The organism is Streptococcus sp. HMSC073D05 (assembly GCF_001812015.1).
Classification (GTDB): Bacteria; Bacillota; Bacilli; order Lactobacillales; family Streptococcaceae; genus Streptococcus; species Streptococcus parasanguinis_D.
This window is the reverse complement of sequence record NZ_KV807499.1, coordinates 171,250-186,353: the sequence shown is the minus strand read 5'-3', so window position 1 is coordinate 186,353 and position 15,104 is coordinate 171,250. Positions and strand designations below refer to the sequence as shown.

Below are 15,104 nucleotides of genomic sequence, written 5' to 3'. Positions count from 1 at the left end.
GAAAGGAACGTGAATGAAGAAAAATCATTTTTGGACGATCCACCTGGATTATTCGATCATTGGAATTGTCTTCACCCTACTTATGATAGGGATCTTATCCGTTTATGTGGCAGTTTCTCATGATTATCCCCAAATGGTGTGGCCTTTTTTGGGGCAGCAATTAGCCTGGATTGGTGTGGGATGTATCATTTGCCTGATTGTGACGATTTTTAGTACGAAATTTCTTTGGAAAATCACTCCCTTTCTTTACCTACTAGGCTTGGCCTTGATGGTTCTTCCTCTTGTTTTTTATAATCCAAACTTGGTGGCTTCAACAGGTGCAAAAAACTGGGTAGCTTATGGAAACATCACCTTATTTCAGCCTTCAGAATTTATGAAGATTCCCTTCATCCTGATGCTGTCACGTTCTATTGTTCGATTTTTACAAAGAAATAAGGGGCGTGAGCGATTGTTACGACAAGATTGGTTTTTAATTCTAGAGTTGACCATCTATACAATTCCGGTCTTTGCCTTATTGGCCCTCCAGCAGGACTTGGGAACGGCCTTAGTATTCTTGGCCATCTTTGCGGGCTTAGTGCTCGTTTCAGGAGTTTCTTGGAAAATAATCTTGCCGGTCATCTTGCTTCTAGCAGGTGGGTTAGCAGGCTTTCTCTTTCTCTTTCTATCAGAAGGGGGTCGGGCTTTTCTGCACCAGCAAGTAGGGATGCCAACCTACCAAATGAACCGTATTTTAGCCTGGTTAAATCCTTTTGACTATGCACAAACAACCACCTACCAGCAGGCGCAAGGACAGCTAGCCATTGCCAGTGGTGGCCTCTTTGGTCAAGGATTTAATGTCTCTAATTTATTGGTTCCCGTAAGGGAAAGTGATATGATTTTTACAGTAGTAGCAGAAGACTTTGGCTTTGTTGGAGCTCTTGTGCTGTTGATTTTATATGTGTCCCTGATTTACCGTATTTTAAAAATCACCCTCCAGTCCAACAACCAATTTTATACCTATATTTCTATTGGATTTATTATGATGCTGGTCTTTCATATTTTTGAAAATGTCGGAGCGGTAACGGGCCTTCTCCCCTTGACGGGGATTCCTCTCCCCTTTATCTCACAAGGAGGTTCCTCTATTATTAGTAATCTGATTGGTATTGGTCTAGTACTCTCAATATATAATCATAGTAGTAAAAAGAAAGGACCAGAAGAAGAGGTTCCAATCCGTAAAAAAGTAGTCCTTAAAAAGGCGCAATAGTTAGAAAGAAGGAATGAAAATGAAAAAAGTAGCAACGATTTTAGCAAACGGTTTTGAAGAAATTGAAGCCTTGACCATTGTCGATGTTTTGAGACGTGCTGGGATTGACTGCGACCTCATTGGCATGGAAGAAACAGTCACAGGTTCTCACCAAATTACAGTGGAAGTAGATCGCCTTTGGAATGGAGATCTTTCAGATTATGATGGAATCTTCTTACCAGGTGGGATGCCAGGAGCAGCGAATTTGAGGGATAATGCAGAATTGATCACAGCTCTTCAGGAAGAAAGTGGCAAAGGAAAAACCATCTCTGCAATTTGTGCCGCTCCCATTGTTTTGGCGCGTGCAGGTCTCTTAAAAGATAAACACTATACGTGTTACGATGGCTTTGAAGAAGAGATTCAAGATGGCCATTATCAGAAAGAAACAGTGGTGAAAGACGGTAATCTTCTCACCAGTCGTGGTCCTTCAACAGCCCTAGCCTTAGCTTATGCCTTGGTGGATCATTTTGGAGGAGATGCCCAAAGCCTTCGGCAAGGAATGCTCTATCAGGATGTCTTTGGAGGTGCATAAAAGGGCTCTTTTGGACACAACGGTTTCTGGTGATAGATCACTTTTTATAGTGTGAAATGAGTTTTATTTGATTTAAGATGAAATGACCGTAAAAAATGGCTAAAATCCCCCCTAAATGAGGGTTTTAGCTTATTTTTTTTGTCCATTTGTGGTATAATATTGACTATGAATTATCATGATTTTATATGGGATCTTGGTGGGACGCTATTGGATAATTACGAAACGTCCACAAATGCCTTTGTAGCGACATTGAAGGACTTTCATATCCAAGCCGATCATGATTCTGTTTATGCAGCGTTAAAAATCTCAACACAGGATGCAATCCATACCTTTGCGCCTCATATTCCTAATTTTCGTACGGAATACAAGAAAAAAGAAGCCTTGGGCTTGCAAGAGCCGGTCTTATTTGAGGGAGCAAAAGAGTTACTAGAAGAGATCCAAGCACATGGAGGACGCCATTTTTTGGTATCTCATCGGGATCGCCAAGTTTTGACCCTTATTGAACAGACAGGCATTGCACCCTACTTTACGGAGATTGTAACGGCAGACGAGGGCTTTCCTCGAAAACCAGACCCAGCCTCTATGCTTTATTTGAAGGAAAAATATGGTATTCAAGACGGTCTGGTCATCGGAGATCGTCCGATCGATATAGAAGCTGGAAAGGCTGCAGGGCTTTCGACCTATTTATTTGATTCCATGCCACACTTACACCAGTTTATATTTGAATAGAAAAGGGAAATTATGACAGAGGATAAACAGCAAGAAAATCAAGCACAAGAATATGATGCCAGTCAGATTCAGGTCTTGGAAGGACTAGAAGCCGTTCGGATGCGTCCGGGAATGTATATTGGTTCTACCTCAAAAGAAGGTCTTCATCACCTGGTCTGGGAAATCGTAGATAACTCGATTGACGAAGCCTTAGCTGGTTTTGCTAGCCATATTGAAGTTTTCATTGAAGCAGATAATTCGATCACGGTTGTCGATGATGGTCGTGGGATCCCAGTGGATATCCAAGAAAAGACAGGTCGACCTGCCGTCGAAACTGTCTTTACCGTACTTCACGCAGGAGGAAAATTCGGCGGAGGCGGCTACAAGGTTTCTGGTGGTCTTCACGGGGTAGGGTCATCCGTTGTCAATGCCCTCTCCACATCCCTCGATGTTCGCGTCTATAAAAATGGCAGTATCCATTACCAAGAGTATCGACGTGGACACGTTGTGGATGATTTGAAAGTCATCGGGGAGACAGATCGGACAGGGACAACCGTCCACTTTATTCCAGACCCAGAAATCTTCACGGAAACCACCGAGTATGATTTTGAAAAATTAAATAAACGGATTCAAGAGTTAGCCTTTTTGAATCGTGGCTTGCGTATTTCTTTGACGGATAAGCGAGAAGGCCTGGAGCAAGAAAAGCATTACCACTACGAAGGTGGGATCTCTAGTTACGTCGAATACATCAATGAAAACAAAGATGTCATCTTTGAAAAACCAATCTACACAGATGGTGAAATGGATGATATTACAGTTGAAGTAGCTATGCAATATACCACAGGCTACCATGAGACGGTCATGAGTTTTGCGAATAACATTCATACCCATGAAGGTGGGACTCATGAACAGGGCTTCCGTACAGCTCTCACTCGTGTGATCAATGATTATGCTAAGAAAAATAAGCTCTTAAAAGAAAACGAAGACAATCTAACAGGGGAAGATGTTCGAGAAGGCTTAACAGCAGTGATCTCGGTTAAACATCCAAATCCACAGTTTGAAGGACAAACCAAGACCAAGCTTGGAAATTCAGAAGTTGTTAAGATTACCAATCGACTCTTTAGTGATGCCTTTTCTGATTTCCTTTTGGAAAATCCGCAAATTGCTAAGAAAATCGTCGAAAAAGGGATTTTAGCGGCGAAAGCTCGGGTGGCTGCTAAGCGAGCGCGTGAGGTGACCCGTAAGAAATCAGGGCTTGAGATTTCCAACCTACCTGGTAAATTGGCAGATTGTTCTTCAAATAATCCACAAGAAACAGAACTCTTTATCGTCGAAGGGGATTCAGCCGGTGGATCTGCAAAATCTGGTCGAAATCGGGAATTCCAAGCGATTCTCCCAATCCGTGGTAAGATCTTGAACGTTGAAAAAGCAAGTATGGACAAAATTCTAGCCAATGAAGAGATCCGTAGTTTATTTACTGCTATGGGAACTGGATTTGGTGCCGAATTTGATGTTACAAAAGCGCGTTATCAAAAATTAGTGATCATGACCGATGCCGATGTCGATGGCGCTCATATCCGAACCCTTCTATTGACCTTGATCTATCGCTATATGAAACCAGTCTTGGAAGCGGGATATGTTTACATCGCGCAACCACCAATCTATGGGGTCAAAGTCGGTAGTGAAATCAAAGAATATATCCAACCTGGTGCCAACCAAGAAGCTGAATTAGCTGCAGCTTTGGAACGTTATTCAGAAGGTCGCTCAAAACCAACCATCCAACGCTATAAAGGTCTTGGAGAAATGGATGATCACCAATTATGGGAAACAACCATGAATCCAGAACACCGCTTGATGGCACGAGTATCAGTAGACGATGCTGCGGAAGCAGATAAGATCTTTGATATGTTGATGGGGGACCGTGTGGAACCACGTCGTGAATTTATCGAAGAAAACGCTGAATATAGTACACTCGATGTATAAAATTCACCGAACGCTTCCCATTAATGGATATTTTATGGTATAATTACTAGGATTACGTTCAAGTAATACGATGAAGGAGTTTTTATATGTCTAGTGGACTAATTGTTCTCATCTTTATTGTCGCCCTTATCTTGATTGTAGGATATGTGGTTGCAGTCATTTTGAGAAAACGAAATGAAGCCTTACTGGCAGCACTGGAAGAACGAAAAGAAAAGTTATACAACCTTCCGGTCAACGATGAAGTAGAGGCCGTAAAAAATATGCATTTGATTGGTCAAAGTCAAATTGCATTTCGTGAATGGAATCAAAAATGGGTAGATTTATCCTTAAATTCATTTGCTGATATTGAAAACAATCTGTTTGAAGCGGAAGGCTATAACAATTCTTTCCGTTTCATGAAGGCTAAACAAGCCATTGACAATATCGAAAGTCAGATCCAATTGATTGACGAAGATATCAAGGCGATTCGGAAAGCCCTTTCTGATCTGGAAGAGCAGGAACAAAAGAATAGCGGTCGTGTGGTTCATGCCTTGGATATGTTTGAAGAACTTCAAAAAGAAGTCACTTCAGACCCAGATCGTTATGGCAGTGCGCTTCCTGAAATTGAAAAACAAATTGGAAATATTCAATCTGAGTTTTCACAATTTGTAACCTTGAATTCTTCAGGTGACCCTGTTGAAGCTGCTGAAATCCTTGATACAGCTGAAAATCATATTGTAGCCTTAAAACAAATTGTTGAGCGAGTGCCAGAAATTGTCACTGCCCTTCAAACAAAACTTCCTGATCAATTAGAGGATTTGGAAAGTGGCTACCGCAAGCTTTTGGAATCTGGTTACCACTTCACTGAAACAGATATTGAATCTCGTTTCCAACAATTGCATGCTTCCTTGAAGAACAATATGGCAAATGTATCTGCCCTTGAATTGGACAATGCCATTTACGAAAATGAACAAATTCAAGAAGAAATCGATGCCTTGTATCACATCTTTACCCGTGAAATTGAATCACAAAAAGTTGTGAAGAAGTTAGTGAAACAACTGCCTGGCTATTTGAAACATGCTAAAGATAACAATAGCAACCTTGCGGCAGAAGTGGAACGTCTTGGTAAAACATTTGTCTTGAATGAAAGCTTCAGCCAACAGTTAAAAGAGTTGGAAGCTGAGCTATCTTCACAAGAAAATGTAGTAGAAGATGCCTTGAAAGATTCATCTGAAACACAAAAGGCCTATTCTATCGTAGAAGAAGAGTTAGAAGCTATCGAAGCTCGCTTGAAAGAAATCGAAGATGAGCAAATTGGCTTAAGTGATTCTCTTTCAAAAATTGAAAAAGACGATGCCAACGCTCGCCAAAAAGTCAACATCTATGCCAACCGTTTGCATGCCATTAAACGCTATATGGACAAACGAAACTTGCCAGGAATTCCTCAAGAATTCTTAGAAATTTTCTTCACTGCAAGTAACAATACAGAAGCTTTGATGGATGAGTTGGAAGGGGATAAGATCAACATCGAATCAACCAATCGTTTGTTGGAAATCTTGACCAATGATATGAATGAATTGGAAGAAGCGGCGTATCGAATTGTTCAAAATGCGACATTGACAGAACAATTGTTGCAATACTCGAACCGTTACCGTTCATTTGATGATCATGTGCAGGCAGCCTTTGATGAGTCGCTTTATATTTTCGAAAGAGAATATGACTATGCGGCTTCCTTCAAAGTTATCTCAGATGCTTTGGAAATGGTAGAAGCTGGCGTAACTGATCGCTTTGTTACTTCATACGAAAAAACCCGGGAGCAAATTCGCTTCTAATAACAGAAAAATGACCTTTTAGGAGGTCATTTTTTTATCTTCAAATCATCATTGAAACTTGAAATTTAAACCCTATTTTTGTATAGTAAGGGAGAAATAAGAAAGGAAAGCGATGAAAGAAGTAACAGGTCTCCTCGTTATGGATGTAGATGGAACCTTGGTCCGACAGGAAGGGATTGATCTACTAGCTCAAGAAGCTGGCGTGGGAGAAAAAGTGGCAGAGATTACAGCACAAGCGATGAAAGGGGAGCTGGATTTTTCAGCATCTTTAGAGGCGCGTGTTGCTTTATTGAAGGGATTAGAGACCTCTATCTTTCCGAAAATTTTGGAGCAGATGGAAGTCACACCGGGTGCTGAGACATTGATCATGGAACTGCATCAAAGAGGTTACAAGGTTGGTCTTGTTTCGGGGGGATTTCATGAAGTCATTGATCCCATCGCAAGGTCTTTAGGAATTGATCTGGTCCTTGCCAATCGTTTGCGGACTTTTGATGGCCGTCTAACAGGGGAAGTCCTCGGTGGGATAATCACTCCTGAAAGGAAAAAAGAGGCACTTTTAACCTGGGCGAAAGAAAATCATGTCCCACGAAGTCAGACGATTGCGATGGGAGATGGTGCCAATGATCTTCCGATGATTGAAACAGCCGGTATCGGGATTTCCTTTATGGCCAAGCCAATCGTCGCTGAGCGAGCCCCATATCGTATCGAGAAGAGGGATTTAAGCCTTGTTCTTGAAATTCTAGACCAGCATAGAAAGGAAACAGCATGCATATCCTACTAGCCCCGGATTCATTTAAAGAATCATTATCTGCCAAACAAGTGGCAGAAGCCTTGAAAAAAGGATTTCAAGAGGCTCTACCAGATGCAACTTTTGACCTCCTTCCTATAGGGGATGGTGGCGAAGGCACCATGGAAACTCTAGCTGGAGTTCTGGATGTAACGGAGTACCAAACTCAAGTAACCGGACCATTTGGACAGCCTGTTTCAATGTCTTACTACCAAAAAGATGAGATGGCTTTTTTTGAAATGGCCTCACTTGTCGGTTTAGGCTCCATTCCAGCTGAAAAACGAAATCCTCTTGAACTGGAAACACGAGGCATTGGTGAACTTATTTTGCAATTGGTTGACCAAGGGGTTAAAACAATCTGTGTGGGAATTGGCGGTTCTGCAACGAATGATGGTGGGATTGGGATGGCTGCTGGACTTGGGGTAGCCTTCTATGATGAACAAGGCCATCTGCTTCGTCCTGTCGGGGCTTCGCTCGGTCGTGTGGCTAGAATAGATACCAGTGCGGTTCCAAAAGTTTTAGAAGACATCGAGCTCCAAGTCTTAACGGATGTAACCAATCCTCTCTGTGGCAGTCAAGGAGCGACCTATATCTTTGGTGGGCAAAAGGGATTAAATCCCCTTCTGTTTCCAGCTGTTGATCAGGCTATGCAGGGTTTTTACCAATTAGTAGATGCACGAATATTGCCCATGCCTGGTGCCGGAGCTGGAGGTGGCATGGCTGCTGGCTTGGTCGCTTTTTCCGGTGGTCAGATCTCCTCAGGAATTGAAAAAAGCCTCGATTTGATTGACTTTGATCACAAAGTACAAAAAGCTGATCTGGTCGTGGTCGGGGAAGGTAGGATGGATCTCCAATCCCTTTCTGGGAAAGCACCTGTCGGGGTGGCCAAACGAACACCAGAGAAGATCCCAGTGCTTGCTATTTGTGGTAGCTTAGCGGAGGATTTGCCTGTTTTTCCTAGTCATCACATTGATGCTGCCTTCTCTATCGTACCTGGTCCTTGTGAGGTAGCAGATGCACTCGCTCATGCTGAAAGGAATCTGATTTCCTGTGCTCGAAATATTGGGAACCTTTTAAAAATAAAAGCAAACTAAAAAACCAATGGAAAAGGGATGTTCCCTTCCATTGGTTTTTCTTTAGCTAAAGAGACGTTTCCAAAATGATTTCTTTTCTGGACTGGCAGTCTCTTCTTTCTTTTCAAATAAATTTGGATACTGGAGACTCATATCTGTTGGTGAAATTCCAGATGGGTGGTCAGTATGGATGATGAGACCAAATGGAGAATGGCGACAGTCATCCGAAACGATACTTGCCACAAGTCCAAGATCCTTTGTCTTTTTCAAATATTGAAGTTGGCTGCTTTCATCCAAGGCAGGCGAAATCTTGACCAATACAGGTTCAAAGCGTTCTGAAATGTTCGTAAGAATTGAAGAATAGTGCTCCAAATAGAGATTGTCCCTTGCCTCCTCCAAGGTACATGATGCAATCACACGCTCCTCATAAGTCTCCAAAAATCGACGCTGTTCATCAGGATTGAACCGAGTAGGACCAGCAGCTTTTTCTAAAATCGTTTTATTAATATCTGTCATAAGTTTAGTATAGCATAAAGCGTAGCAGAAGAGTAGAAGAATGCTAAAAAATTAAATAAGGAGGAGAAATGGAAGAAAATAAGATAGTGCAACCGTTTTCTTGTTAAAAACTTCTCAATTTTCGTAGATTTCCTTGTTTTTTCTTGAAAAAATAGCCTAATTACGATATGATAGAGGAGTAAAAAATATAACTCAATAAGGAGAGTAAGAAATGTCAATTATTACTGATGTTTACGCTCGCGAAGTCCTAGACTCACGCGGTAACCCAACACTTGAAGTAGAAGTTTATACTGAATCAGGTGCTTTCGGACGTGGTATGGTTCCATCAGGAGCTTCTACTGGTGAACACGAAGCAGTAGAACTTCGCGACGGTGACAAATCTCGTTACGGTGGTCTTGGAACTCAAAAAGCTGTTGACAATGTAAACAACATCATTGCTGAAGCAATCATCGGCTACGATGTACGTGACCAACAAGCTATTGACCGTGCAATGATCGCTCTTGACGGTACTCCTAACAAAGGTAAATTGGGAGCAAACGCAATCCTTGGTGTGTCTATTGCTGTAGCTCGTGCTGCTGCTGACTACCTTGAAATCCCACTTTACAGCTACCTTGGTGGATTCAACACTAAAGTTCTTCCAACTCCAATGATGAACATCATCAATGGTGGATCTCACTCAGATGCTCCAATCGCTTTCCAAGAATTCATGATCGTACCTGCTGGTGCACCTACATTCAAAGAAGCTCTTCGTTGGGGTGCTGAAATCTTCCACGCACTTAAGAAAATTCTTAAAGGTCGTGGTCTTGAAACAGCCGTTGGTGACGAAGGTGGATTCGCTCCTCGTTTCGACGGAACTGAAGATGGTGTAGAAACTATCATCGCTGCTATCGAAGCTGCTGGTTATGTTCCAGGTAAAGATGTATTTATCGGATTTGACTGTGCTTCATCAGAATTCTACGATAAAGAACGTAAAGTATACGACTACACTAAATTCGAAGGTGAAGGCGCTGCTGTTCGTACTGCTGAAGAACAAATCGCTTACCTTGAAGGATTGGTTGACAAATACCCTATCATCACTATCGAAGATGGTATGGATGAAAACGACTGGGAAGGTTGGAAAGCTCTTACTGAACGTCTTGGTAAGAAAGTTCAATTGGTTGGTGACGACTTCTTCGTAACAAACACTGACTACCTTTCACGTGGTATCGAAGAAGGTGCTGCTAACTCAATCCTTATCAAAGTTAACCAAATCGGTACTCTTACTGAAACATTCGATGCTATCGAAATGGCTAAAGAAGCTGGTTACACTGCCGTTGTATCACACCGTTCAGGTGAAACTGAAGATTCAACAATCGCTGACATCGCAGTTGCAACAAACGCAGGACAAATCAAGACTGGTTCACTTTCACGTACAGACCGTATCGCTAAATACAACCAATTGCTTCGTATCGAAGATCAACTTGGTGAAGTAGCTGAATACCGTGGATTGAAATCATTCTACAACCTTAAGAAATAATCTAGTTTACTAGACTAAAAAGATCCTTGAGTTTTCTCAAGGATCTTTTTTGCGATCAGCTCAAATAAAAACTCCTCAACTACAGCGTTGAGGAGTAGTGTTATTAGAACAAGCCTTTGATTTTGTCCAAGGCACCGCTGACCATTTCATTTCCAGAAACAAGCCCTTTTGCTTGTTCAAGGTAGTCACCGAGGTTGTCTTTGTTGTCTTCAACAAATTTCTTTGCAGCGTCGAAATCTTTCTTTTCGATCATTTCTTTCACTTGGTTAAATAAGTCTAATGGATTCATGTTAGGGTCTCCTAAAATATAAGTTGTGAAGTCAGGCTCGCGCCTTTTTCTCATCTATTTAATCATTTTTTTAGAGGTTTGACAACTAAAACGACTTAATGAAAAACCGTACAAACGGCCTCTGGAACATAGAAGTCGTCGGATAGAAGGGTCAATTTTCCGCTAGCAGAATCTCGTTTGAAGACGGTGGCATTAGGTGAATCTTGATGGACTGCGATCAAATAGTTTTGATCAGGACTAAGCGTAAAATCACGTGGATTGAGCCCTTGACTTGGAACAATTTCAATCAGTTCTAGGCTACCATCAGCCACAACTTTGAAGACAGCGATGGAATTATGAGCACGGTTAGATGCATAGAGGAATTTTCCATCAGCTGAGAGCTTGATTGCAGAAGCCCATTTTTGACCATCGTAGTCTGATGGAAGTGTGGAAACAGTTTGGAAGTGTTCGAATTCACCCATACCGTCATAAAAGAGTACATCGATCGTAGCATTTAATTCATTGATGAGATAGGCAGTCTTATAGTGAGGATGAAAGACCAGGTGACGAGGTCCTGCCCCTGGAGCTGTTTGATACTGATTGATCAGGGTCAGTTTTCCTTCCTCACTGACATCATAGACATGAAAACTATCAGTTCCTAGGTCACACGTGATCAAGTACTGATCTGGCGTAAGGTCTGCATAGTGGGTATGTGGACTTGCTTGATTGGCATGAGGACCACTTCCTTTGTGGGTGTCTTGATCGACAAAGGACAAACGCCCATCTGCCTCTATCTTATATACGAGAACTTGGCCTTTGTGATAGTTGGCTCCATAGACCAGTTGACGCTTGTCATCGACAGAGACATAGCAGAGTGGAGCCCCCTCTTCAACAACGTGATTGAGCGGCTGAAAATCAGCTGTAAAGCTTGCGATTCCTCCTTTACCCTCTTCAGCTCCGACACTGTAGAGGTTTCCTTTTTCAGAAAAAGCGATATAGGTTGGATTGGGTTCAGCTGCCACTAGTTCAAGATGGCTCAATGCCCCTGTTTCAGGATCAAATTGTGCCTTGTAAATTCCTTTGGATTCTTTTTTGGTATAGGTACCGAAATAAATGGTTTGAGACATAGGTCACCTCGTATGATTTGTTAGGTTTATTATATCAAAGGTCCTATTGGAAGGCAATTGCTAGTTGAAAAGGGGAGGGCCTTTCTTTCTTATTTTGCTAGTTTTTTCGTAACTTCAAGCTCAAAAAATGCTAAAATAGAAACAGATTGAAATGAAAAGGAGTTCTCTGTGGATAATAAAGAAAAACAGTTTAGTTTGTCTTGGTTTTTTAGATGGTTTTTAGACAACAAGGCCATTACCGTATTTTTAGTTACCTTGCTGTTGGGCTTGAACCTTTTGGTTTTGAGTAAAATCACCTTTATTTTTATTCCTATTTTTGAGTTTGCAGGAGCCGTCATGCTGCCTGTCATTATTTCTGGTTTGCTCTATTACCTGCTTAACCCCATTGTTGACTTTCTTGAAAGAAAAGGACTTAAGCGAATTTTTGCGATTTCCTTAGTCTTTTTCTTGATTGCAGTGCTTTTAATTTGGGGTCTAGCTGTAGTGATTCCATCCGTCCAACGACAAGTGGTGAGTTTCTTTCATAACCTGCCAACTTATTTGGAAAAGGCCAATGCAACCATCGATGATTTTCTAGATAATCGCGTCTCCTCTGATATCAAACCCCAGTTAGATGAGATTACCAAGGAATTGTCTGCAAACATTACTTCTTGGGCCAGTTCGATCTCTGGGCGGGCTGTCAATTGGGTCAGCAACTTGATCGGAGTGGCTTCGCAAGTTATTGTTGCCTTGATCATCATGCCTTTTATTGTCTTTTATCTTCTGCGAGATGGAAAAAATTTAAAGGGCCACATTGTTCGCTTCTTACCGACTAAGATTCGTAAATCGGCTGAACAAGTTCTCTCAGATGTCAACACTCAACTCTCCAACTACGTTCGAGGGCAAATTACGGTAGCTATTGTCGTCGCCATTATGTTCATCATCTTCTTTAAGATCATTGGTTTGCGCTATGCGGTGACACTTGGGATCTCTGCGGGGATCTTGAATTTGATCCCTTACTTGGGTAGTTTTTTAGCCATGTTACCTGCCTTAGTATTGGGCTTGGTAGCAGGACCAGAGATGTTTATCAAGGTCTTGATTGTATTTGCAGTGGAGCAAACCATTGAAGGACGTTTTGTATCACCGTTGGTTTTGGGAAGCCAGTTAAATATCCACCCGATTACCATTTTATTTGTGCTCTTGACGTCAGGATCTATGTTTGGAATCTGGGGAGTTTTCCTTGGAATTCCAGTCTATGCATCTGCTAAGGTGGTGATTGGAGCTATCTTTGAATGGTATAAGGTCGTCAGTGGTTTGTATGAAGAACATAATGAAGTAGAAGAGGAAACACACAGTGAGTCATAGTCAACAAATGGTAGAGGCTCTCGATCGGCAAAAGCTAGAAGAGGCAGAAGTTCAATTTCAACAGGCTTTGTTAGAAGATAGTGAAGCACAATTATTGGATTTAGGTCAATATCTTGAAAGTATCGGTTTTTACCCTCAGGCAAAAGAGATCTATGAACAGATTGCAGAAATCTATCCAGAAGTGTATCTAAGTTTGGCAACTATCCTTGCAGAGGAAGGACAAATGGAAGAGGCCTTTGCTTATTTAGAAGAAATTGAGCCAGACTCTAACTGGTATGTGGCGAGTCTCTTGGTTAAGGCGGATCTCTATCAGATGGAAGGTTTAGCAGATGTGGCGCGTGAAAAATTAGTTGAAGCAGCCCGTCTGTCTGATGATCCCATCATTCAATTAGGACTAGCTGAAATTGATCTGGAATTGGAACGCTACCAAGAGGCTATCCAAGAGTATGCCCAGTTGGACAATCGGGAGATTTTGGAAGCAACAGGAATTTCCACCTATCAACGAATTGGTTTTGCCTATGCCAATCTTGGTAAGTTTGAAGCAGCTGTTCCCTTCTTAGAGAAAGCTCTGGAGATTGAGTTTGATGACCAGATTGCTTACGAATTAGCGACCCTATTGTCTGACCAAGAAGAATTCCAAAAAGCCTTGATTTACTACAAACAAATTGATACCTTGTCGCCTGATTTTGAGGGCTATGAGTATGGTTATGCCTTGGCTTTACAGGCTGAAAATGACCGTGAAAAAGCGCTTGAGATTGCTAAACAAGGGATCCAGAAGAATCCCTTTGATGCCCAGTTGAAGCTTCTTGCTTCTCAGCTTTCTTATGAACTTCACCAGCCTGAACAGGCAGAAGCTTATCTATTAGAGGCTAAAGAAGTGGCAGATGATCTCGAAGAGATTGCTCTTCGCCTGACTACCCTTTATTTGGAACAGGAACGCTTTGACCAAGTCTTGGCTTGGCAAAATGAAGAAGTCGAAACAGTTGTTACCCGGTGGAACATTGCCCGTGCCTTGGCTGCCTTGGAGAAAACAGAAGAGGCCGTCTTAGCCTACCAAGAGCTCTATGAGGACTTAAAGGACAACCCAGAATTCCTCGAAGCCTATGTTTATTTGTTGCGTGAGGCTGGAGATGTGACGAAGGCGCGTGAAGTGGCTAATCAGTATTTGGCTATCGTACCAGACGATGTACAGATGCAAACCCTCTATGATAGCCTCTAATCAAAACCATATCGTGAAGATTCGGAATAGTTTGTGGTATACTGGTAGAAGATAGAATGAGGAGAGAAAAACATGGAACCAGTGAAACTTTTTCAATACAATACCTTAGGTGCCCTAATGGCGGGTCTGTACGGGGGTTCATTTACGATTGGAGAACTCTTGGAACACGGAGATCTAGGAGTTGGGACGCTTGATTCTATTGATGGAGAGTTGATTGTATTAGATGGTAAGGCATATCAGGCAAAGGGATCAGGGGACCATCCTGAAATAGTCGAAGTTTCTCCGGATGCTAAGGTTCCTTATGCAGCAGTCGTCCCTCACCAAGCAGAAGTGATTTTCCGCCAACGCTTTGAAATGACGGACGAGGAATTGGAAGCCCGTATTGAGTCTTATTATGATGGGGAAAATCTTTTCCGCTCCATTAAGATTCGTGGTGACTTTGCCAAGATGCATGTCCGTATGATTCCAAAATCAACGCCAGAAATGAAGTTTGCAGAGGTTGCAACCCATCAGCCAGAGTATACACGGGAAAATGTCACTGGAACCATCGTCGGTTTTTGGACACCCGAAATTTTCCATGGCGTGAGTGTGGCTGGTTATCATTTGCACTTTATTTCAGATGACCACACCTTTGGTGGCCATGTCATGGATTTTGTCATCACAGAAGGGATTGTAGAGGTGGGGGCCATCGATCAGCTGGATCAACGTTTCCCAGTTCAAGACCGTCAGTACCTCTTTGCCAAATTCAATGTTGATGAGGTCAAAGAGGACATCAATAAAGCAGAATAAAAAGAGGCTGGGACAAAACTCCTGGCCTCTCAATTGTTTTTGGACTGTCGAGCAAGACGCAGTGGTTGAGTGGGATATACTACGCTGATTTCATCAGCTTTTACAGCCTTACTCAACTGTGCGGAGGTGGGACAACGAAATCGAATACT

At 42.1% G+C, this 15,104-nt stretch carries 14 protein-coding genes; 11 read left to right on the top strand and 3 right to left on the bottom strand.

Translation table 11 applies throughout. The features are described 5' to 3' along the window. Nucleotides 1-13 precede the first annotated feature (13 nt). From HMPREF2832_RS08375 to HMPREF2832_RS08345, 7 genes are all read left to right on the top strand, one after another. Nucleotides 14-1,243: an FtsW/RodA/SpoVE family cell cycle protein gene (locus tag HMPREF2832_RS08375; protein ID WP_070506568.1), complete on the top strand. Its 1,230-nt coding sequence runs from the start codon at nt 14-16 to the stop codon at nt 1,241-1,243. Between the two features lie 19 nt (nt 1,244-1,262). Beyond that, on the top strand, nt 1,263-1,814 hold the full coding sequence (locus HMPREF2832_RS08370) for a DJ-1 family glyoxalase III (RefSeq protein WP_045759665.1): 552 nt from the start codon (nt 1,263-1,265) through the stop codon (nt 1,812-1,814). A 165-nt stretch (nt 1,815-1,979) separates the two neighbouring features. Continuing rightward, the gene (locus tag HMPREF2832_RS08365; RefSeq protein WP_070506564.1) at nt 1,980-2,543 is read left to right on the top strand and encodes an HAD-IA family hydrolase; all 564 of its coding nucleotides are present in this window, start codon (nt 1,980-1,982) and stop codon (nt 2,541-2,543) included. A 12-nt stretch (nt 2,544-2,555) separates the two neighbouring features. Next, on the top strand, nt 2,556-4,505 hold the full coding sequence (gene gyrB / locus HMPREF2832_RS08360) for a DNA topoisomerase (ATP-hydrolyzing) subunit B (RefSeq protein ID WP_049475345.1): 1,950 nt from the start codon (nt 2,556-2,558) through the stop codon (nt 4,503-4,505). Between the two features lie 86 nt (nt 4,506-4,591). Then, the gene (ezrA, locus tag HMPREF2832_RS08355) at nt 4,592-6,316 is read left to right on the top strand and encodes a septation ring formation regulator EzrA (protein WP_070506553.1); all 1,725 of its coding nucleotides are present in this window, start codon (nt 4,592-4,594) and stop codon (nt 6,314-6,316) included. Between the two features lie 112 nt (nt 6,317-6,428). Continuing rightward, on the top strand, nt 6,429-7,097 hold the full coding sequence (gene serB, locus HMPREF2832_RS08350) for a phosphoserine phosphatase SerB (RefSeq protein WP_070506548.1): 669 nt from the start codon (nt 6,429-6,431) through the stop codon (nt 7,095-7,097). Then, complete coding sequence (locus tag HMPREF2832_RS08345; RefSeq protein WP_070506545.1) at nt 7,082-8,197, top strand: glycerate kinase; 1,116 nt, start codon at nt 7,082-7,084, stop codon at nt 8,195-8,197. Before serB ends, HMPREF2832_RS08345 begins: the two co-directional genes overlap by 16 nt. Before the next feature lie 42 nt (nt 8,198-8,239). Here the strand turns inward: HMPREF2832_RS08345 and HMPREF2832_RS08340 are convergent, their stop codons facing one another. Then, nucleotides 8,240-8,692, bottom strand: coding sequence for a DUF1694 domain-containing protein (locus HMPREF2832_RS08340; RefSeq protein ID WP_070506540.1), 453 nt, complete (start codon nt 8,690-8,692; stop codon nt 8,240-8,242). Between the two features lie 211 nt (nt 8,693-8,903). Here HMPREF2832_RS08340 and eno point away from each other — a divergent pair, with 211 nt between their 5' ends. Continuing rightward, on the top strand, nt 8,904-10,208 hold the full coding sequence (gene eno / locus HMPREF2832_RS08335; protein WP_061590991.1) for a surface-displayed alpha-enolase: 1,305 nt from the start codon (nt 8,904-8,906) through the stop codon (nt 10,206-10,208). Between the two features lie 103 nt (nt 10,209-10,311). Here eno and HMPREF2832_RS08330 read toward each other — a convergent pair whose 3' ends face one another. Both HMPREF2832_RS08330 and HMPREF2832_RS08325 read right to left on the bottom strand, forming a co-directional pair. Further along, nucleotides 10,312-10,497, bottom strand: coding sequence for a hypothetical protein (locus tag HMPREF2832_RS08330; protein WP_061590990.1), 186 nt, complete (start codon nt 10,495-10,497; stop codon nt 10,312-10,314). A 95-nt stretch (nt 10,498-10,592) separates the two neighbouring features. Continuing rightward, the gene (locus HMPREF2832_RS08325) at nt 10,593-11,603 is read right to left on the bottom strand and encodes a lactonase family protein (RefSeq protein WP_070506536.1); all 1,011 of its coding nucleotides are present in this window, start codon (nt 11,601-11,603) and stop codon (nt 10,593-10,595) included. A gap of 168 nt (nt 11,604-11,771) precedes the next feature. Between HMPREF2832_RS08325 and HMPREF2832_RS08320 the strand changes: the two genes are divergently transcribed. From HMPREF2832_RS08320 to budA, 3 genes are all read left to right on the top strand, one after another. Then, nucleotides 11,772-12,947, top strand: coding sequence for an AI-2E family transporter (locus HMPREF2832_RS08320; RefSeq protein ID WP_070506531.1), 1,176 nt, complete (start codon nt 11,772-11,774; stop codon nt 12,945-12,947). Further along, a complete protein-coding gene (locus HMPREF2832_RS08315) occupies nt 12,937-14,166 on the top strand; it encodes a tetratricopeptide repeat protein (protein WP_070506527.1) in 1,230 nt (409 codons plus the stop codon). Before HMPREF2832_RS08320 ends, HMPREF2832_RS08315 begins: the two co-directional genes overlap by 11 nt. A 72-nt stretch (nt 14,167-14,238) precedes the next feature. Beyond that, nucleotides 14,239-14,955, top strand: coding sequence for an acetolactate decarboxylase (gene budA, locus HMPREF2832_RS08310; protein WP_021153550.1), 717 nt, complete (start codon nt 14,239-14,241; stop codon nt 14,953-14,955). The last annotated feature ends 149 nt before the right edge of the window (nt 14,956-15,104 follow it).